Origin of the sequence: Actinomyces sp. Z5, from assembly GCF_003287795.1 — a bacterium.
Classification (GTDB): domain Bacteria; phylum Actinomycetota; class Actinomycetes; order Actinomycetales; family Actinomycetaceae; genus Actinomyces; species Actinomyces glycerinitolerans.
On the sequence record NZ_QMIN01000045.1, the window covers coordinates 23,485 to 44,128 of the forward strand.

The window sequence follows — 20,644 nt, forward strand, 5'->3', positions numbered from 1 at the left end:
CCGATGAGCATTTCCTGCTCGGCCTGCGAGAACGGCACCGCCGCAGTCAGCTGGGGCATCTCCGCCGATGGCAGTCCGCCACAGATCACCATCCCCGAGCGCTCTACGAATCCGCGGGCCTTCATCCGGTCCTCCTCGTTGGCCAGGGCCAGCAGATCGCTCATGGTGTGGGAGATCATGGCCATGCCGACCCCGCGCTGGCGGTTGAGGCGGGTGAGCGCGTCGACGCGGTCGACCATGCCGCGGCCGGCGCGCAGTGCCCGCCACAGCTCGTCCAGGATGACGAAGTAGTGACGGCGCGGCTCCAGACCGGCGTCGGCCAGGGCGTTGGCGACGTTTACCGTGCCGAAGCCGGCCGACCAGCAGGCCAGGAGGGTGGCCGCCTGAAGGTCCATCTCCGAGTCGTCGATCGCGGAGACGTCGTATACGACCGGTGCGTCGCGTCGCATGGGGTTGGTGGTGGGCCGGGCGAAGGTCTCGCCCAGGCGGCCGCCGCCCACCAGGCCGATCAGGGATGCCTCCAGGTTCTCGGTGATCGCCTGATAGCGGACATCGTCGCCACGGTCGAGCGCAACCGCGCGGACCTCCGCCGGCCCGTCCTGGATGACACGCAGCAGGTCTCCCAGGACGGGTACGCCGTCGTGGTGGGCATCCAGGTATTTTAGCGCCCGGTCAATGATCGTCTCCTCGCGATCGGTGGGCGGAGAGGAACGCAGAATGGTGAGTAGGGCGGAGACCATGGTGTGCCGGCGGCCGTGAGCGTCGGCAAGTACCTGTGCGGCCTCCCGACTGTATCCGGCCTGGCGCAGCCGAGCGGCCGCCTCACCGGCCTCACCCGGGTCGAGGATGTTCAGATAGCCGCGGCCGCGCCCGAGGGTGATCACCTGCCCTCCCAGCGCCTCAATGAGGTCCACGTAGTCCGGCTTGAGGTCACCCAGCACCAGTGGCATGACGCCGTAGCCGGCCAGGCCGGTGGCCATACGGCGCACGATGGTGGACTTGCCCAGTCCAGGCTTGCCCAACACGAATGCGCTCGGGTTGGAGATGAGCTTGGCGCGCTGGAACCAGGAGATCGGATCGCAGCACAGGGTGGCGCCGGTGTGGATGTGGCGTCCGAGAGGCACCCCGACCATGGGGGTACCGGTGCCGATCGCGTAGGGCCACAGCCCGCACACCTGCACGGTGGTGCCCCGCCACTCGTCGGCCGCCTGCACGTAGCTGGAAGACCCACGGCCGCGTCCCAGCCAGCCGCGCATGGGCGGCCGCTGCGGGCGCACTTCGCGCTTGCTCTCCGTCTGCTCCCGCTTTCCCTTGCTGAGTTTCTTGCGCTGCTTGCGTGGTAATCGCTTGCTCATAGCTTGTCTCTCAATTCGGCCGGGACCTTGATGTGCTTGGGTAGCACCAGCCCCAGGGGCAGGGCCGCCGCGAACGCGGAGTCCTGCGAGCCGTACACGGGTCGCAACCGCAGCCGGGCGGTGGCCGCCAGGTTGTCGATAGCAGCTCGCGCGTCGGCCTCCCGGTCCCGGTCGGCAACGGTTGCCGTCACCAGCATGCCGAACTGCGTCAGGCCCGCACCGGAGGCCTCCTCCTGAGCGGTCGCCGCAGCCGCCCGCACGGCGAGGCTGTCGCGGGCCGCCGGCTTGTCCGTGGACGTCATCCGAAACTCGGCCGCACGCAGATCCGCCTCCACGATCGCGGCAGCTCTCGCGGCGTCAATGGGCCGGTACAGCAACGTGACGCGCTTGCGGTCGATGTCCCGGTGCGGGGCCAGCAGCCGCGCAAGGATGCCCGACTGCACGTTGCCCCGCGGGGCCTGGGTCATCGCCCAGGTGCACGAGTAGGCGCTGTCATGCCGATAGCCGTCCCATGAGGCCTGGGTGGCGGTGGGGCCGACGTCGGGCCAGGAGAGCTCCGGTATCTCCCCCGCCGCATGCGCCTCATCAATGAGCACCGCCGCGGCCGGGTCATAGGCGATCCGGATGACCTCGCACAGCTCCTGGGCGGACAGTGGGTGGGCGGCGCCCGCGCCGGTGGCCTGCAGTCCAGCCGTCAGCCCGGGCAGACGCGCCGCCAATTCACGGCCCATTTCCTCCGCCTTCCGCTTACGCCCGCCAGATCGTGGTGCCGCACTGAAGGTGACGGCGACGAAGGCCCGCACGGTGGAGGAGCCCGCGGGATAGCGGTCGACGACCTCCCGGAGCATCTCTCGGGCGAATGCGGGCGCCTCCGAATCAACGTTGGTGCTCACTTCCCGGCGCAGCCTGGTGCCCGAATCGGGTGCGGTCTCAATCGTCACCGAGGCGGCCTCGATTCCGGGCTCGTCTCCCAGATTCGCCAGCCAGTGCCCCCAATCCGCGACCCAGATGTCGATCTGTTCCTGGTCCACCAGCGCCGCGCCGTCGGGCTCGGCACCGATGACCACCGAGTACGAGCCGGTCGCCGGTGTGTACAGCAGCGCGAACTTGCGTCCGTAGGAATCCATGTGCTCGCTCAGCCGGGTGGGAGCAGCAAGACCGGGCAGCTGGTAAGTGCCCCACAGCGTGCGCCCCAGCGGGCCCGAGCGGTAGATGGTCAGGCCGCGCGAGCGCGCCGACCACCAGGCGATGCGCGCCCCGCTCCGGGAGACCAGGCTCTTGCCGTGGGCGTCTTTGGTCAGCACCGCCAGCATCAGCACGCCCAGCAGCGCGGCAACTCCCAGGGCGTGCAGCAGGTCCGAGACCATCACGGTGATCACCACGACGATCAGCCCGGCCAGCAGCAGCCCGGTACCCACCGAACCGAGACCGAGGATTCCAGGGGATGCGGGCCGCTGCCAGTTCCCGTAGGTTCTCGGTCCGGTACGCGTCTCAACGGCTGCCATCCGGCCCGCCTCCTTCACCGGTTGCTGCATCACCGAGCGACTGCGCCGCACCCACCGCGGTGTCCATGGCCTTCTTGCCCGCATCGATAGCCACGCCCGCGGCGATGCCGATTGGGCCGGCCGCCGCACCTGCTGCGGCCGCCCCGCCACCGGCAGCAGCTCCACCGGCGGCAGCACCGCCTCCGGCCGCCGCTCCACCACCGGCGGCACCGGCGCTTCCGCCTCCCGCGCCCGCCGTACCTGCTCCCTTGCCTCCGGCGGCGCCGGTACTGCCGCTCTGTTTGCCGCCGGACGTCCCAGTCTGCTGTGCTCCGGCAGCTTGTTGCTGCCGGTTGCCGTCTCCCTGACCGCCACCGGTTGGCGCCTGCGTAGAGGTAACGGATTTGCCGTCTGTACCGCTTCTGCCGTTCGCTCCCGAGGCGCCGTCGGACCCCGAGGAGCTGCCGGAGGCCAGGCGACCCAGCTGGGCAGCGCCGGTGGGCAGCGCAACCATGGCACCGGCGGCCAGTGCACCACCACCGGCACCCGCGGACAGTGATCCGACCATGGGCGTGACGAAGCGCATGAGCGCAGGCATGGCAAACAGGGCGAGGATCATGAGCATGAGACCCGTAAGCACAGCCAAGAGCCCGGTACCGTCATCTTTGAACACGTCCGTACCGGCCAGCTGGAAGGCGGCGGCGTAGATGATCGCAGCTGCGGGCTTGTACAGGATGAAGGCCACCAGCCAGGACACGCACTTCTTGAACCAGCCCTTGCCCATCTCCGTGTTGGTGAAGGATGCCGCCAGCGGCAGAATGCCGGTGAGAATGACGAGCATCCCACCGCGGGCGACCATGAGCACCACCTGAAATGCGGCGGCTAGTACGGCTACCAGACCGAGAATAATGATGAGCATGGGTCCTAGGGAGCCCGTTGCCGGATTCGCGGTAAGCGCGAGTAGCGTGATCATGTTCTCGCCGAAGCACGTCGACCCCTCCTCAGAAACGGTGCAGTCCAGGGAGCTGTTGATAATCCACGTCGAGAACAGGTCGGCCGACCGGATCAGTATGCTGACCACAGTCACCCCGGCACCCGCGACCACCACGAGCGTCAGCAGACTCTTGACCACCTCGCGTCCAGGCTCCGCACGCTGCTCCCAAGCCATCCGCGCGCCGCCGACGATCACAGACAGGATGGCCGCCGCACCCATGTACCACCACAGGGAGGACTGCAAAAACAGCACCGCGCCACCGACGCGATTCGGCCGGGTCGGCATAAGCCCACTCACCAGGGCGCTCGCGCCGGATATCAACACGACCGCGCCCAGGATGAGACCGAGCCTACCGACGGCCATCACACCATCGCCGGCCCGCATACGCGCGGCGATCATGGCGCCCAGTATCAGCAACGAGAGTATTGCGATCGCAAGACTGATCCACACCACATAGTCCATCACCCTCTCGAGCCTAAGACTGTTCGGGGGAATCTCGTCTGCGGAGATGGCGGAGTCAACACCACCGGAGTCCGTCAAGTTCGGCGTTCCAATATTGACCCAGATCGTACCCACGGAGGCGATCGCCTTACCGAACGCTTCGAGCACGGAGGTTGCCATGTTATCGATCGCATTACCAACTACGGTTGCTACACCGTCACCAATGCAGCTTAACGGATCTCTCCATCCACATGCCATGTCAAGCCCCCCAGGCAATATACCCCGAGGCATCGGGAATAGTTGCAAAGTCAAACGGTGCACTCACGCTGGCGTCGATCTTCCAATCTCCGTCCTCCCAAATAAGGGAATAGATGATCGATGCAGTGATGATTGATCCTTGGGCGGAACCTGACGCAGAAAGATCGACCCTTGCACTACGGCCGTCGTAAGCGAGCAAACGGAATCCCGTGATCTCGAGCCGAACACCCGTGGAATCTGACGGGGCATCAACTTCAGCCATCAGTTGGTCATGAAACTCACCCTGACTAAGGGCGTAGTAAGCCCATGCGGAGGAGGTCTCAGGGTCGCTAGCTGCGGCAAGTGCATGAGCCGCCGCGAACACCGCTCCCTCAGGCGATCGTTGGAAGCAATAGCGATAACCGGAATCAGCGGTCGCACCGGGACCATATTGCTCAGAGACGGGATAGGCGACGGTTCCTTGGTAATCCCAGTAGTCGACATCAGGCGCCTTCGCAAGGCGAGCCTGCTCCGTAACTTCACCGGTCAACCCGCACACGCTCGTACTGACCGAATCCTCGTTACTTGCCGTTGAGTTCTGGGCTGCAGAGGACGCTGGCTCCGGCGTTGTCGATGCAGTCGATGCGCTCTCCGGTGCGGGATCATCACGCAGCACGTTAGTCACGCCCACCACGATTCCGAGCACCGCAATCAGCGCGACGACCAACGCCGCCGCAATGAAGCCAGGCCGACCGAACGGACCGCGCTCGTTGTTCCCAGTGCCGCTGCCTTCGTTTGTCATTACATTGACTCCTTGCTGATCGTTTTGCTTCACGCGGACAGGATTTATGGGTTTCCGCGATCTACCAGGCTCATCCTTGGACCAATGTCGTCATCACGCAGCCATAGCTATATATCCGGCTACGCTCGGAATCGTGGCGACATTTATAGGCGCAACGGGATCGTCCACAACTAGTTTCCAGTCTCCGTCTTCCCAGACTAATTCATACACCATCGATAGGTACACAACTTGCCCATTGACACTCCCGGTGACCGCCACGTCGACTTTCGCATTCTGGCCATCATAGGAAAGTAACTTGAACCCTGATACTTGAGTTCGAGTACCTTGAGTCGATCCTGTACCACCTGAGTTGTCGTCGACATCCTGCGACAAGAGTTCCTCGCGCGAATGTCCTTCGGCAAGAAAGTACGTCATCCATGACACAATATCGGAGTCAGACGCGTCTCCATGCGCGACCGCATTCGCCGCAGCAAACACCGCCCCTTCGGGCGAATGTTGGAAACAATAGCGATACCCGGTGTCAGCGGTAGCCCCGGGACCGTATTGTTCGGATACGGGATACGCAGTAGTACCCTGATAATCCCAGTAGTCGACATCGGGCGCCTTCGCAAGGCGAGCCTGCACCGTGACTTCACCGGTCAGCCCGCACACGCTCGTGCTGGCGACACCGGCAGTATCGGTATCCTCGGAGCCGGCCTGCTCCTCCGTCGCCGTCACGTCGGTTGACGCGACGGCGGGTGTGTCCGTCACCGGGGCGGCGGACGCCGACTCATCCTGCGTACTGCTTCCGCAGCCGGTGACGAGACCCAGCATTATCACCATGGCGACTGCCGGCGCCGCAACGCGTCCCAACCGGGCCCGCCGGTGCACCGATCCGCTTCCCTCGGCTACCACTTGCCCGGCCTCTCAGCCGACGAGGAAGCCGACGAGCGACGCGGCCGCGGAGATCACGATGGTGCCTCCGAGCGCCATCCCGATCTTGCCTACGTGCTCGCCGCCCTCGCCCCGACGGGACTGGATCGCCATCAGCGCCCCGGCGGCGAACAGGCCGAGGATGCACACCGCCAAAGCGATCCACTTGGCCCATCCCATGATCGAGGTGAAACCCTCGGTGCCTGGCGGCTGCACCGGGTCCGGATCGGGCAGATCGAACGGCAGCGACAGCACGACCTCGGTCACGGCCTGTGTTGCATGCGCGAAAACCATCAGTGTTCCTTTCGTTCGTTGGCGCCATCGGCGTCCACATCGGTTCCGTCAATGAGAAGGTTCAGGTCTTTGATGAGGCGGCGCACCGCCCGTGGAGACTCCGCCGGCGCAGGCAGCTCTCCTAGCCGCCAGGGTTCCACCCAGGGCAACTGCCAGACGCGGGGCGCTCCCCCACCGACCACCTGCGCAAGCTCACGCAGCGGTCGCGGCAGACGCCCGGGGGCGTCGGCAATGATCACCAGCCCGAGGAGGTCGATATGAGGAACTGCCCCCGCCGCCCACTGGGTCACCGCACTCTGCGCCGCCTGCAGTCCGTAGGCGCTTGATCTCGCCACGAGCACCGCTCGCGCACGCTCATCGATCGGCGGACGGGGCCAACAGTGCCCGGCACTCCGCCATTCGGGTACGAGCGCCGACAACGTCGACTCACCGGCTCCTCCATGAGCGCCCACCCACCACAGCTCAGCGTTTCCCGGGCAGTCACAGACCGGCAGCAGATCCCGCTCGGGCGCGGACACGTTGTCCTGCGGGGCCGCAGGGCCGGTAAGCGGCTGTATTTCAACCGAAACCGGAGTGTCCGGCACCGGTTCCGGCTCTGGCGATGAGAGCCACGGGTTGGCGGTTTCTGGCACAGGGACGTATCTCCTCGGTAATGGTTCGACCCCCGCGGATCGGCTGTTTCGCAAAGAGTGTAGATGCACACCACGATAACAACAACATTGACAGATCAAGCTCGTTGTTGTTACCTATACTTAGGTTTTACCCGAGTAATATAGCGTCGTCGCGCGCCGACCAGCATACGGACGACTCCGACGCGGCCAGGATCATTCATGTAATTATGAGAGGTTGTCGGCATGGAACGACTGACAAGAACGGCTTCACGCTGGGCGCTAGCCGCCGCCGTCCTTGCAGTCGGGGCCTCCGGCTGCAGTACCGAGACTCAACCGGAGGGAACGGCCGGCTCCGCACCCGCCACAACGGTGACGGCGGCTCCCTCGGGGGCCGCGACCGACTTCGCGCGCCCCGATCCGAGCCAGTTCACGCTCGCCCCCGAGGGCTCGGTGAATGAGGACACGGGTCAGACCATCTCCCCCGATCCCGCCGTGTGGGATGAGGAATCACGCGCTGCCGCCATAGCAGCGGCCGAGGCCGCTCTGGAGGCATTCGCGCACCCGGAACTGGACTACGACACCTGGTGGGCGGGCCTGGACCCGCATCTGACTCAGGAGGCCGCCGAAGCCTACGTCTATGTCGATCCGGCGAACATCCCCGTGCACGATCTGACCGGTTCCGGAACCATCATCGAGGACGCCAGCGCCTATGTGGCGACTGTGAAAATCCCCACCGACGCCGGCCGCTACGATGTCTTGGTAATCCGCACCAGCGGGAGCGCCCCGTGGCTGGCGAGCCGCATAGTTCCGGTCGAAGAGGCCGAGCAGTAGTGGACCAGAAGTCAACGACCACTCTCATCATCGTCGGTCTGGTGCCGGCGATGGTTCTGTCCCTGATCGTCAGTATTGTGCTGCTGGGCGGAGACGATGACGCAGAAGCCTGCACGCCGGTAAGTTCGCAGGCGGGAGGCACCGCCAACGTCGACTCGGTGCCGGAGGGACCGATTGCCGGATACGGCCACGAACAGCTCGTCAACGCCGCCTACATCATCCAGGCCGGACACGACCTCGGGTTGACCACACGAGACCAGACCATCGGCGTGATGACCGCCATGGCCGAATCCGGATTAATTGTCCTCGACCATGGCGACGCGGCAGGCCCAGACTCCCGCGGCCTGTTCCAGCAGCGCGGCAACGGCTCCTGGGGCAGTGAGGCCGACAGAATGGATCCCTACATCTCAGCAACCAACTTCTTCAAGGCCCTTCTACGCATTGAGGATCGTGAGTCCCTCGAACCGACCCTTGTTGCTCACCGCGTCCAAGCCAACGCCAATCCTTATGTCTACGAGGAACACTGGCCAGCCGCCGTAGCCGTCGTCGAGGGTCTCAGTGGCGCGCAGGGCGTCATGGTCGGCGAGGCATCACCGGGCTCCGCCCAGTACGCCCTCGGCGACGTGCAGCCGCAGACGGCAGTCGTCGCCAACAAAGTAGGGCCCATGTTCGGTATCAAGACCATAGGCGGCTATCGTGACGCAACGAGCCCGTACGACGATATGACCTACGGCCATCCCGCCGGCCGTGCCCTGGACTTCATGATCAATGACATCGACGACGGCAAGGCCGTAGGGGACAGACTGGCCGCCTACCTGCAGGAGAACGCCGACAGCCTCACCGTGCACTACATCATCTGGCAACAAAGGATCTGGATGGCCGGCGACCCGCCCGACGCATGGGAGATGATGGAGGACCGCGGCAGCGACACACAGAACCACATGGACCACGTGCACCTGTCCCTCGACGTATCCGGCGAGGTGAGCGTACCCGCAGCGGACGACTCTTGCAGCACCGAAGGCGGCACCACTACCAGCACCACGGTGAGTCAGGGCGGCTGGGCCTCGCCCGGTGCCGGCCCGATCACCAGCTCATACGGCATGCGAGTCAACCCCGTTACCGGAGTGAACAAGCTTCATGCCGGCACCGACCTGGGAGGCGGCGGATGCGACGGCCCGATCTGGGCCGCCCAGTCCGGCACCGTCACGATGGCGAGGATGGAGTCGGGCACCGGCACCATCGTGATCGACCACGGCGGCGGGGTGGAGACTGTATACCTGCACATGTACGAGGGCGGAATCCTGGTCAGCGCAGGAGACAAGGTGACCGCGGGCCAGCAAATCGGACTGGTGGGCTCCTCCGGGAACTCCACCGGGTGCCACCTGCACTTCGAGGTCCACCTGGACGGCTCCCCCACCGACCCGGTGCCCTACATGGCCCAGGTCGGGATCACTCTCGGTGAATAGACAGTGAATGGAACGGAGACACGACGATGACTGAACAACCGCAACCCGCCGACTGGCCGCGTGTGGAAGCCCGTATCCACGCCGACGGCACTGCGGACGTGCTCATCGGTGGGAAGACGCACCAGATCGCCGCCGGCAGCATCGACGCCGCCCGTCCGCAAGTCATCGCGCTCGTTGCGCGCCATGCGGCACAGCTCGGTCGTCCGCTACGAGCCGTAACCAACGATCCTGACGGCCAGTGGCCCCTAATTATCCACGCCGACGGCACCGTCGAGAACGACCCAACCGCGCCTTCCCGTCCGAACCCGCCGAACCAGAACCCGCCGGAACCCGCGCCTCGGGAGCCGTCGGCCGACCGCACTGAGCCCATACCGCAGCTGGAAACGGAGCTTCAGCCACAGGCATTCCAGCAGACCGGCCCGTACGCATCCCCGTCCGCACCTTCTGTGGACAGCCCTATCCAACTCGCCTCCACGTCTCCACAACCACAGGCGCCGGTCATGCCCGCGAAACCACAGTCCGAAGTGCTCGGCACTGTTCCCCCACCGGCGATAGCGACGACCGCGGCTCCCGTCCACCAACCGGCACCCGAGCCCCGGCAGTCGTTTCTTGTGCAGGAGCAGACCGAGGAGCCCGCGACACAGGGATGGCGGGGAGTTGTCGCACGGCTAGGACTCCGCGTGGGCCCCAACGAAACCGAGCGCGCCGAACGAGCCGACGTGCAGGCCGTGAGCCAGCATTGGCCGGGTCCGCGCACGATTGCGATCGTCAACGCCAAGGGAGGGGCCGGCAAGACGCCGACCACCGTGCTGCTCGCCGCAGTGTTCGCCCGCTACGGCGGCGCCGGTGTGCTGACCTGGGACAACAACCAGACCCGGGGAACCCTGGGATGGCGCACCGAGCAAGGCCCGCACGACGCCACCGTCCTGGAACTGCTACCCCAGGTCGAACGGCTCCTGGGCACCGGCGCCCAGTCTGCTGACCTCGCCCACTTCGTGCATCACCAGACCCGCGACCGCTTCGACGTGCTGCGCTCCAAGCCCACCGCCCTATCGGCGGATCAGCGCGTGGACGCCTCGGATGTGGATGCAATCCACCAGGTCGCCTCCAAGTATTACCGACTGATCTTCGTCGATTCGGGCAACGACGAATCCGACCCCATGTGGCTGCGGATGATCGACCACACCGACCAGCTGGTGGTGGCCACCACCACCCGCGACGACCACGCCGAGGCCGGAGCCCTACTGCTTGAGGCCCTCACCAGCCGGGACCAGCACGGCGCCGACCTAGCGAGCCAGGCGGTGGTTGTAGTCACCCAGGCCGATCCCCGTGCCAGCCGCAGCGATATTGAACGCGTCGTAAACGGCTACCGCGACCTGGCGCGCGAGGCACGAACCATCCCCTACGACCCCGCCATGGTCGACGGCGTACTCCGCTACGGGTCACTGCGCCCAGTGACGCGGAGAGCCTGGCTGGGGGCCGCAGCGGCGGTGGCACGGGGCCTGTGAAATCAGGGCACTGAAGCAGACGCGTTATCGTTCCGGTATCGGTTAGGGTCGTGGTCATGAGGATGGATAAGGCCGCCTGGCACGAGGCGTGGCTGCACGCCACCCCACAGTGGGTGGACGCCATGATGAATGATGAGCTTAAATACCAGGGCTGGTCGCCTATGGGGGTTGGGCACCCTGCCAGCGAGCAGCACTTGGACCGGTTCAAGGACGTGCTGCCGGCCTCGGTTTTGCAGTTGTGGCGGCGTTTCGGGTTTGACGGCTTCGGCCAGGGCCGCTGGTGGTTCACCGACCCGTTGGAATGGCAGGCGGTGGTGGACGCCTGGCTGGAGGACACGCCCATCCCGTTCCCGGAGCAGCAGTGGTGGTGCCTGGCCCGCTCCGCCATGGGCGACATGGAGCTGTGGGGGGAGGTCTCCGGTCCCGCGCTCACCGTCACCCCCACCCTGGGTTGGATACGACCACACGCCGGCCAGGCCCGGGACATGTCCGACCCGGTGATGCGCGAGCGCATGGGCTGCCTGACACTGACAATGGCGCAGAAAGACACGTTTGATGATGATGACACCGGTGAGCTGCTGGTGGACTGGGCCATCGCACACCTGGGGGTACTGGGCCCAGGCCAGGTCTACGGACTGACCCCCGCCTACTGCTTCACCGGCAAGGCCAGCACCAGCCAAGTGGGCATCGAAGACGCCACCGCCCACCTGACCTTCCTCGCCCAGGCCCAAGAACACCAACTAGTGGAGGACTTCTCCGCCGCGGTCACCGGCATAGCCGCAGGCATCGCCGCCACCACCGACACCGGTGACGGCGGTGGTGTGTTCGGACCTGAGTCCGATGACTCAGGGGATGAGTCCTGATGCCCGCCCGCCCCGGCACAAGCACCCCCGGCGGCCAGGCCGCGGCACGCCGGAGCCCCACTGAGGTCCTTCATTCTCCTGCCGGTGGCGGCGGGTCTTTGGTGGCTGCGGATATGTTCACCCCGGGTCGCGCCGGTGGCAGGGATGTGCTGGTGTGGGAGGGGGAGGCGGCGGCTCCGGCGAGCCCGCTGCCCTGGCATTCGAGCACGCCGGTGGAGGTGTTCTTCCACACCGGACACGGCCCCGCCACCCGGACGCTGCCCCTGGAGTTCACCCGCCAGCTGGACCGACAGCTGAGCTCCCTGTCGCTACTATCCGCCCAGCGCCTGCTGGAGGGCATACGCACCTACCGCGCCCAGGGCCGCCAACCCAACTCCAAAGCCACCAACAAAGCCCGCGAGAACTTCATGGACGAGGTCATGGGCGAACTGGTACGCGTGCATGGCTTCTCTAAGCAGGAGGCTGAGGAGAAGCGGGCTGAGATCAATGATGCGCTGGTGGTGCTGCACGAGTCCGACCAGGTCACCTTCGGCCCCTCCCAACCGGGAATGAGCGTGGGCGGCTACCCGTCGGTGGGGTACGGCCCGGTCAACTCCTCCATCGGCTCCCAGGGCAAGCCCATGGCCACCGCCCTCGAGCAAGCCGCCCAGGCCGTTCCCGCCGAGCGGCGCGCCGGCGTACGCATCCTGATACGAGCAGTACTCACAGACAGCCCCGAACTAGCCAAGCAGCTGCACAGTGGCCAGGCGGTCTTGGAACCCCGCTCCCAAACACAGCGGGCGGCCATCAGCCCCAGGGCACCACCCTGGACCCCAGGCAAAGTCGCCGCCGACATCGCCAACAACACCACCCCCTGGCAGCCGCCCACCTCGCCGCAAACCGGGACACCGCCCTCACAACCACCTGACACCCAGCCCCGCCAGCAACCCGACCCGGCCGCGCCAACCCCACGGCCCTCGCCGTCGGCGCCCAGTCTCGGCTGGGACCCCGACAAGTCCGCGGCCCTACGCCGCGCATCCTTCCCGCACCCAGCCTCAGCCGCCCTCCGCAAACCACCACCCCACAACCACACCCCCGCCGCCAGACCCCACACCAACCCCCAACAGCCCCACCCAGAACTAGACCGCTGACGCAGCACACCCGGACCACCGAACAGCCACAGCGCTGCCCTTCATGGGCTACTGGCGCCTGGGCCGGGCCGAGGGCTGAGGTCGAAACTGATGATTGACCCGGACGGGACCCGTTAGTAAGGTTGAAGTGGTGATACGCACGATTCACCATATGAAACAATGGAATGATTGACGGAAGGTCGAGCAATGGCGCTTGCACCGGGGTCCCATGACACCCACAAAACCGCGGCGGACACCGCCGCGCACGACGAGGAAGTCCGCGTCAACACCCGTCGGGCCGCGATGAGCGGCTGGATCGGGAGCGCACTGGAGTACTACGACTTCGCCCTCTACTCTCAGGCCGCGGCGCTGGTGTTCCCCGCGGTCTTCTTCCCCGAGGGGAATGCGAGCGCCGCACTCATCGCCTCGCTGGCCACCTATGCGGTCGGCTACGTGGCCCGCCCCGTGGGAGCAATCGTGCTCGGCGCCCTGGGCGACCGCCACGGGCGTAAGCGGGTGCTGGTGTGGGCGATGCTGCTCATGGGCTTCTCCACCCTGGCGGTGGGACTGCTGCCCACCTACCAGCAGGTCGGTCTGCTGTCACCACTGCTGCTGGTGTGCCTGCGTCTGGTGCAGGGATTCGCCGTCGCCGGCGAGTTGGGCGGGGCCAGCGCGATGATCGTCGAGCACGCCCCGGACGAGAAGCGCGGCTTCTTCGCATCCTTCAGCCTCCAGGGCACCCAGTTCGGCTCCATCCTTGCTACTGGTGTGATGCTGCCCCTGGCGGCGCTCCTGGGCGATGAGACCTTCGCCGCCTGGGGCTGGCGAATCCCATTCCTGCTGAGCGCGGGTGTGATCCTCGCCGGCTACCTGATCCGCCGCCACGTCCAGGAGCCGCCCGCCTACCTACAAAGCCGCGACGCGAAGCGCTCGGTGCGTGAGCGCTTCCCCGTCGTCGAGCTGATCACTCGCTACCCGCTGCTGACGCTGCGCTGTATTCTGATCATCTTCACCAATGTCATCGGCATGACGACCCTCGTATTCGGCGTCTCCTACGGCACGAACGACGCCTACGGCATCGGCTTCACCAGCTCGGACATGCTGTGGGTGACCCTGATCGCGAACATTGTGGCCGTTTGCACCATCCCGGTCTTCGGCGCGCTGTCGGACCGGATCGGCCGCAAGATCTTCATGATTGTCGGCACGTTGGCCGGAGGAGCCCTGTCCGGCCTGTACCTTGTGGCAGTTCAGTCGCACCACCTGGCGATGGTATTCGTCATGGTAATCATTGTCCAGGGAATCTGCTTCCAGATGTGGAACGCCACCTTCGCCACCTTCTTCCAGGAGCAGTTCCCCATGCGCATACGCGTAACCGGATTTGCCGTCACCCAGAACATCGGGCTCATGCTGGCGTCATTCTTCCCCACTCTATTCACCTCGATTGCACCGCCCGGCACCAACAATGTCCCGTTGGTTATCGGAGGCACCACCTTCGTCATCTGCCTGATTTCAGTCGTGGCGACTGCGCTGACCACCGAAACCCACGGTCGCACGCTGGCCGAACTCGAAACCACGAACTGAGGAGGGCTCACCCATGACACAGAAGGTATGGCCGGTCAAGCACTCCAAACTGCTGCGGGCCCCGGACCGATTCATTTCCCGCACCCAACTGCATGACCTCATCGGTCGCCTGACCGATAACCTAATCAACATTGAGGACCCTACCGGCGAGTTCCTACTTCGTCTTGATGACGGCCGCGTCATCGACACCAAAGGCTGGGCAACTGGCTGGGAGTGGACCCACGGCATCGGCCTGTACGGCATGTGGCAGTACTACGAACAGACGGGCGAGACCCGCATGCTCGACATCATCACCCAGTGGTTCGAGCGCCGGCTCGCCGAGGGCACCACCAAGAACGTCAACACCATGGCGCCCTTCCTCACCCTGGCCAACCTCTACGAGTCGACGGGGCGCCGCTCCTACCTACCGTGGCTGGAGTCGTGGGCCGAGTGGGCCATGCGCGAGATGCCGCGCACCCCGCGCGGCGGCATGCAGCACATGACCCTGGCCGAGGAGAACCACCACCAGATGTGGGACGACACCCTCATGATGACGGTGCTGCCCCTGACCCGCATCGGCCTGCTCCTGGACCGCCCGCAGTACGTCCGGGAAGCGACCTTCCAGTTCCTCACCCACATCAACTACCTCACAGACCGGCGCACCGGACTGTGGTTCCACGGCTGGACCTTCGACGGCGCCAATAACTTCGCCGAAGCCCGCTGGGCAAGAGGCAACTCCTGGATCACCATGGTGATCCCGGACTTCCTGCAGCTGGTCGACTGGCTCGCCGACGACCCCGTGCGCAGGTTCCTCCTCGAGACGCTGCGGGCGCAGGCGGACGCATTGGCCCCGCTACAGGACGCGTCGGGCCTGTGGCACACGCTGCTGGACGATCCCGACTCCTACCTGGAGGCATCCGCGACGGCCGGCTTCGCCTACGGCATCCTCAAGGCGGTGCGGCTCGGCTACATCGACAAATCTACCTACGCGCCGATCGCCGAGCGCGCCGTCCGCGCAATCGTGGACAACATCAACGACGACGGCAAGCTCATGCAGGTCTCCTTCGGCACCGGGATGGGCGACTCCCTCCAGTTCTACCGGGACATCCCGCGCACATCGATGCCCTATGGTCAGGCCATGGCAATCCTGTGCCTGGCCGAGTACCTGCGCACCTACTACTGACCGAATTCAGACCCACCTCCGATCTAACTCCGATCCAACTCAGACCGCACCGCAAGCGCACAACCATCATCCACCGAACCAGCCCGTTATCGCACTGAAGGAGCCAGACGCCATGGAACAGCGCTACGCCACCAACCCCGAGCAGATCCCCGGATTCGACACCCAGGACCTGCGCGACCGCTACCTGATCGAGCAGGTCTTCGTTCCCGGTCAGGTCACTGCCGTCTACACTCACCAGGATCGGATCGTCCTGGGCGGCGCCGAGCCTGCAGGCCACGAACTGTCCTTGCCGACTTTCGACGAACTGCGTTCGGACTTCTTCCTTCAGCGGCGCGAGATGGGGGTGCTCAACGTCGGTGGCGACGGCGTGATCACCGTCGACGGGACCGCCTATGAGATGCCATCTACCGCCTGCCTGTACATCGGACGCGGCGCCCGCGACGTCGTCTTCACCGATGCGCGCCCCGATCAGGAGCACGGCGCACAGTTCTACCTGTTCTCCGCCCCCGCCCATGCGGACTATCCCACCACGCTTGCGCTACCCGGCGAGGGCACGGTGCGCGAGCTCGGCGACCAGAAGACCTCTAATCGCCGCACACTCACCCAGTACATCCACGAGGGCGGCATTCGCTCCTGCCAGGTGGTCATGGGGTTCACCCGGCTGCACGAGGGATCAATGTGGAACACCATGCCGGCCCACACTCACGACCGCCGCACCGAGTGCTACCTGTACTTCGACGTTCCCCAAGATGCACGTGTCTTCCACATCATGGGCGAGCCCGAGCGGACCCGTCATCTGGTCGTCGCCGACCGGCAGGCCGTCATCTCGCCGTCCTGGTCGTTGCACTGCGGGGTCGGCACCGCCGCCTACACCTTCGTGTGGGCGATGGCTGGGGAGAACCAGTTCTTCGACGACATGGACGCGCACCCTGTCACCGAGATCCGCTGACAGCCGCATACAAGAAGGACGGGATTGTTATGCCTGATTCGATTTTCAGTCTCGAGGGGCGCACGGCGCTGGTTACCGGCGCGGTCTATGGCATCGGCTTTGCCATCGCCAAGGCGCTCGCCGACGCCGGCGCAACCATCGTCTTCAACGCCCGCTCCCAAGCGTCGGTGGACCGGGGCCTGGCGGCCTATGCCGCGGAGGGGATCGACGCACACGGTTACGTGTTCGACGTCACCAATGAGGAGGCAGTGGACGAAGCCGTCTCGACGATCTCCAATGCCGTAGCCCCCATCGACATCCTGGTCAACAACGCCGGCATTATCAAACGCATCCCGATGACGCAGATGAGTGCCGCCGAGTTCCGTCAAGTGGTGGATATCGACCTCACCGGTCCGTTCATCATGTCCAAAGCGGTGATCCCGTCGATGATCGAGAGGGGCGGCGGCAAGATCATTAATATCTGCTCAATGATGTCCGAGTTGGGCCGCGAAACCGTATCCGCCTATGCCGCCGCGAAGGGTGGACTGAAGATGCTCACCCGCAATATCGCCTCCGAGTACGGCCAGTACAACATTCAGTGCAACGGTATCGGTCCGGGCTATATCGCTACGCCGCAGACGGCCCCGCTGCGCGAGCGCCAGGCAGACGGATCACGGCACCCCTTCGACCAGTTCATCGTCGCCCGCACCCCGGCCGCTCGCTGGGGCGACCCGGCGGACCTGGCAGGACCGGCCGTCTTCCTGGCCTCTCGCGCCTCCGACTTCGTCAACGGGCACGTCCTGTACGTCGACGGCGGCATCCTCGCCTACATCGGCAAGCAGCCCTGAATCGGGGCGTCTCGGCGGCGTCAGCTCCGCACGGACGGTAGACTGAGTGTGTTTCATTGCATCAAACAGACCGTTCAGCTCGCAGAATTATTGGAGAAGCGCCATGCCCGCACCAAATCCGAAGCCCATCCGGACCGGGCGGAAGCCGGTGACGATCGCCTCGGTAGACAAGGCGCTCGCGGTGGTAGAGCACCTGCTCGCCGTCGATGCTGAGGGCGTTTCCCTGAGCAGGCTCGCCGTTGACACCGGTATCAACAAGTCGAGCCTGCACCACATCCTGGCCACGCTCAGGCAGCGCCGCTGGGTGGAGCAAGACGAATCCGGAAGGTACCGGTTGGGTCCCATGACCGGCCGCATGGCCACTTGGTGGACGAGCGCGAACCAGGCCGCATCCATGCTGCACCCGGTGCTACTGGCGATCTGCGAGCGTACTCATGAGCTGGTGCACCTCGGGCGACTGTACGAGCGCGATGTCGTGTATCTGGACAAGGTGGAGCCGGATCGTCCGGTGCGGGTCTGGTCGCGCATCGGGCAGAGCGCCCCGGTGGCGACAACGGCCATGGGACGCGCCATTCTCGGCGCCCGCCAGCCGTCGGCCGCGGAGGTGGAGACGTGGGTGAGCCTGGTCCCCGAAGCGTCCGCGGAGTTGCGCGGGCGGCTGACCGAGGAGATGCAACGGGTGCAATCCCACGGCTACGCCATTGAGATCGGCGAAGACCGCCCAAGCCTGGCCTGCGTGGGTGTCCCGCTCGCCGTTGCCGGGGTGCCGGTACTGGCCATCTCGGCAACCATGCCAGTTGAACGCGCGGATCTGCCACACCTGCGGCAGATCGCAGACGTCATCCACGAGTGCATCGCCGCCGCCGACGTCGAGAGCATAAGCGTGCCCGTGACCCTGGCGGACTGACCGGGGCCACGCACTGCCAGTAACGGTAGGGTGGCGACATGAGCGTTGTGGGACCGTCATCGTCGGCCATGCTCGGGCGGGAGCAATGGCAGCGGCGGGTCCTGCTCGCTCTGAGCGGCACGATCCTTGACATGGGCGCGGGCAACGGAACGGCCGCATCAATGCTGCATCCCGCGGTCCACTGGCTGGCACTAGAACCTGCGCCGGGGCGTAGGTTAGCGGCCGCAGTGAACTCCAGACCCCGCTCTCAGTTGCTGACGGCACCCGCAGAGCGGATACCCGTGGAGGACGCCAGCGTCGACGCGGTCATCTGTTCCACCGTTCTGTGCTCGGTGTCCGACCCGGAGCTCGCCCTGACCGAGACCGTCAGGGTGCTGCGCCCCGGGGGCGTGCTGGTGTTCTACGAGCACGTGGCCGCCGCGCCCGGGTCGACTGCTCGCCGCATCCAGAGGTTCGCAAGCCCGATCACCCGCCTGCTTGATCACGGATGCGACCCGTGCCGGGACACGGCCGACACAATCAACCACGCGGGCTTCTCCCACGTGCACTTGGAGGCGCCGCATGTTGACGGGGTGCTGGGCCGACTCACGCCGTTCATTCACGGTCACGCCGAGCGGTGAGAGGCGCCTGCGTCAGTATGGACCGCCCTAAACGCACTCCCAGACGGTCCAAGCGCAGGAACGCGGCCCAGCTGAAGGAACCCGGTCCAAACCGGGGAGGTTGACGCCAGGCCCCCGCGACACGCCGGCCAAAAGCACCACGCCAGAACCACACACATTCGCTCCGATAACCCGAAGATGGCGAGGCCCTCGGACCGGGGTGGACCCGGCCCGAGGGCCTTCGTCAGTGAGGGGCTCCGCGCCCGGGTTCCCACATCCGGGGGAGCGCCCTCCTTCGCCGGAGCGTCCGACCCGAGCTCCCTAGTACCCGGGGCGGCCTCGAACCGGACCGGTCATCGGGTTCCCCAACCCTCGCGGCCCGCCTCGTCCGGCGGCACAGCCCATATAACCCCCCACGTCTGAAAGCCCACCGCGGTGAACCTGTGAAAACCATGGGAATCAGGAGCCGGCGGCACCCTCGGCCGCTGCCGGCCGGGCACCGCCCTCCGGCTCCGAGTCGCCGTCGGCAGGCCCGGCATCACCGCCAGCAGGCTCCTCACCGACTTCCGCACGCGCCGCACCGTCGTCGATATCCGCGTCGCCGGCCGCCAAGAACACGTTGATCCACCGCGAGCGCGGGTCCGAGTCCACCAGCAGCGCCTTTACGAACAAGGTCAGCGGCACCGCCAGGATCGTGCCGAGCGCCCCGATGACCTGGCTCCAGAACAGCAGGGACAGGAACGTCGTCGTCGTGTTCAGGCCGACCGCGTCGCCGGTGAACTTCGGCTGGATCAGCGACTGGATGACGAAGTTAAGCACGCAGTAGGCCACCACCACCCACAGGGCCGTCCACGGCCCGGAGGCGACCAGCGCGATCAGTGCCGGCGGAATCACGCCCAGGAGGAAGCCGATGTTGGGGATGTAGTTGGTGATGAAGGAGACCACGCCCCAGGTCACGGCCATCGGCACATTCAGGATCCACAGCGCGATGACGTCGAGCACCGCCACGATCAGGCCGAAGATGGTGGACACCAGCCAGTAGGAGCGCACCGAGCCCGCGAAGCCATTGAGTGCTTCGGCGATGCCGGGGCGCAGGCGGCTCAGGGCGCGGGACCGCACCTCGATGCGGGAGGTGTCGAACATCAGGAAGACGACCGTCAGCCCCATGACGCTGAGCACGGAACCGGCGCTGGTGACCTGTCCGAGCAGGCTCTGGGCCAACGAGACGATTCGGCTGGTGTCCATGGACTCCGACACCTGGTCGATCAGGGCCGTCTCGTCCACGCCCACACGCTCCAGCAGGGCGCGTATGTTGTCCCAGATCGCGGCGAACTGCGCCGAGTACTCGGGCAAGGTGTCGATCAGCTGCAGGATGGCGACGGCCAGGGCCGCGAACAGACCGATGACGAAGGCGAAGATGATCAGGATGGCGATCAGGGCCGACACCGGGCGTGGCACGCGGTGGCGCGTGGCCCAGGTGACCAGGGGGCGCACGGTGATGACCAGGGTCAGCGCAAAGAAGGCGGGCCCGAAAAGCGACCCGATGTAGTACATGCCGGCACAGACGACGACGAGCACAGCGATGACAACGGCTATGGACTCGCCCTGGGTGCGGCCCGATGCGGCTCGGCTTACCTCACTCATGTGCCAATCCTGACACGGCGCCCTCCCCCGGCGCCCCCGACACGGCGCCCTCCCCCGGCGCCCCCGAC

The 20,644-nt window shown here is 65.8% G+C and carries 19 protein-coding genes; 11 read left to right on the forward strand and 8 right to left on the reverse strand.

Annotated features, from left to right (window positions below; all coding sequences use genetic code 11):
* The 7 genes from DRB06_RS05340 to DRB06_RS16830 all read right to left on the reverse strand — a co-directional run.
* On the reverse strand, nucleotides 1-1,355 hold a 1,355-nt coding region (locus DRB06_RS05340; protein ID WP_111819318.1), incomplete at its 3' end, for an ATP/GTP-binding protein.
* On the reverse strand, nucleotides 1,352-2,860 hold the full coding sequence (locus DRB06_RS05345) for an SCO6880 family protein (protein ID WP_181575194.1): 1,509 nt from the start codon (nucleotides 2,858-2,860) through the stop codon (nucleotides 1,352-1,354). The genes DRB06_RS05340 and DRB06_RS05345, both read right to left, overlap by 4 nt.
* On the reverse strand, nucleotides 2,847-4,454 hold the full coding sequence (locus tag DRB06_RS05350) for a hypothetical protein (protein WP_220092975.1): 1,608 nt from the start codon (nucleotides 4,452-4,454) through the stop codon (nucleotides 2,847-2,849). The genes DRB06_RS05345 and DRB06_RS05350 overlap by 14 nt, the downstream gene beginning before the upstream one ends.
* Nucleotides 4,455-4,533: 79 nt before the next feature.
* On the reverse strand, nucleotides 4,534-5,346 hold the full coding sequence (locus DRB06_RS15775) for a hypothetical protein (RefSeq protein ID WP_146750805.1): 813 nt from the start codon (nucleotides 5,344-5,346) through the stop codon (nucleotides 4,534-4,536).
* 60 nt (nucleotides 5,347-5,406) lie between these two features.
* Nucleotides 5,407-6,063 carry a hypothetical protein gene (locus DRB06_RS15780; RefSeq protein ID WP_146750806.1) on the reverse strand — a complete coding sequence of 219 codons (657 nt, stop codon included), beginning with the start codon at nucleotides 6,061-6,063 and terminating at the stop codon, nucleotides 5,407-5,409.
* Between the two features lie 156 nt (nucleotides 6,064-6,219).
* Nucleotides 6,220-6,519 (reverse strand): hypothetical protein, encoded by a 300-nt coding sequence (locus DRB06_RS05355; protein WP_073333569.1) that lies wholly within the window; start codon nucleotides 6,517-6,519, stop codon nucleotides 6,220-6,222.
* Nucleotides 6,519-7,220, reverse strand: coding sequence for a DUF6668 family protein (locus DRB06_RS16830; protein ID WP_309300324.1), 702 nt, complete (start codon nucleotides 7,218-7,220; stop codon nucleotides 6,519-6,521). Before DRB06_RS16830 ends, DRB06_RS05355 begins: the two co-directional genes overlap by 1 nt.
* A 153-nt stretch (nucleotides 7,221-7,373) precedes the next feature.
* Between DRB06_RS16830 and DRB06_RS05365 the strand changes: the two genes are divergently transcribed.
* From DRB06_RS05365 to DRB06_RS05415, 11 genes are all read left to right on the forward strand, one after another.
* Complete coding sequence (locus DRB06_RS05365) at nucleotides 7,374-7,961, forward strand: hypothetical protein (protein WP_146750807.1); 588 nt, start codon at nucleotides 7,374-7,376, stop codon at nucleotides 7,959-7,961.
* Nucleotides 7,961-9,427, forward strand: a complete 1,467-nt coding sequence (locus DRB06_RS16345; protein WP_073333561.1) for a peptidoglycan DD-metalloendopeptidase family protein — start codon at nucleotides 7,961-7,963, stop codon at nucleotides 9,425-9,427. The genes DRB06_RS05365 and DRB06_RS16345 overlap by 1 nt, the downstream gene beginning before the upstream one ends.
* 680 nt (nucleotides 9,428-10,107) lie before the next feature.
* On the forward strand, nucleotides 10,108-10,935 hold the full coding sequence (locus DRB06_RS16530; protein WP_258522150.1) for an AAA family ATPase: 828 nt from the start codon (nucleotides 10,108-10,110) through the stop codon (nucleotides 10,933-10,935).
* Between the two features lie 56 nt (nucleotides 10,936-10,991).
* Nucleotides 10,992-11,798 carry a GAD-like domain-containing protein gene (locus tag DRB06_RS05380; RefSeq protein WP_146750808.1) on the forward strand — a complete coding sequence of 269 codons (807 nt, stop codon included), beginning with the start codon at nucleotides 10,992-10,994 and terminating at the stop codon, nucleotides 11,796-11,798.
* On the forward strand, nucleotides 11,798-12,928 hold the full coding sequence (locus tag DRB06_RS05385) for a polymorphic toxin type 15 domain-containing protein (protein ID WP_111819324.1): 1,131 nt from the start codon (nucleotides 11,798-11,800) through the stop codon (nucleotides 12,926-12,928). Before DRB06_RS05380 ends, DRB06_RS05385 begins: the two co-directional genes overlap by 1 nt.
* A 186-nt stretch (nucleotides 12,929-13,114) precedes the next feature.
* Entirely contained in the window at nucleotides 13,115-14,488 is a 1,374-nt protein-coding gene (locus DRB06_RS05390) for an MFS transporter (RefSeq protein WP_199912536.1), read from the forward strand.
* Nucleotides 14,489-14,501: 13 nt separating this feature from the next.
* On the forward strand, nucleotides 14,502-15,650 hold the full coding sequence (locus tag DRB06_RS05395; protein ID WP_111819325.1) for a glycoside hydrolase family 105 protein: 1,149 nt from the start codon (nucleotides 14,502-14,504) through the stop codon (nucleotides 15,648-15,650).
* A gap of 112 nt (nucleotides 15,651-15,762) precedes the next feature.
* Nucleotides 15,763-16,599 carry a 5-dehydro-4-deoxy-D-glucuronate isomerase gene (kduI, locus tag DRB06_RS05400; RefSeq protein WP_108965302.1) on the forward strand — a complete coding sequence of 279 codons (837 nt, stop codon included), beginning with the start codon at nucleotides 15,763-15,765 and terminating at the stop codon, nucleotides 16,597-16,599.
* A gap of 29 nt (nucleotides 16,600-16,628) precedes the next feature.
* Complete coding sequence (locus tag DRB06_RS05405) at nucleotides 16,629-17,426, forward strand: gluconate 5-dehydrogenase (protein WP_111819326.1); 798 nt, start codon at nucleotides 16,629-16,631, stop codon at nucleotides 17,424-17,426.
* Between the two features lie 103 nt (nucleotides 17,427-17,529).
* The gene (locus tag DRB06_RS05410) at nucleotides 17,530-18,333 is read left to right on the forward strand and encodes an IclR family transcriptional regulator (RefSeq protein ID WP_111819327.1); all 804 of its coding nucleotides are present in this window, start codon (nucleotides 17,530-17,532) and stop codon (nucleotides 18,331-18,333) included.
* A 38-nt stretch (nucleotides 18,334-18,371) separates the two neighbouring features.
* Entirely contained in the window at nucleotides 18,372-18,953 is a 582-nt protein-coding gene (locus DRB06_RS05415) for a class I SAM-dependent methyltransferase (protein WP_111819328.1), read from the forward strand.
* Between the two features lie 438 nt (nucleotides 18,954-19,391).
* Here the strand turns inward: DRB06_RS05415 and DRB06_RS05420 are convergent, their stop codons facing one another.
* The gene (locus tag DRB06_RS05420; RefSeq protein WP_111819329.1) at nucleotides 19,392-20,576 is read right to left on the reverse strand and encodes an AI-2E family transporter; all 1,185 of its coding nucleotides are present in this window, start codon (nucleotides 20,574-20,576) and stop codon (nucleotides 19,392-19,394) included.
* Nucleotides 20,577-20,644: the final 68 nt, after the last annotated feature.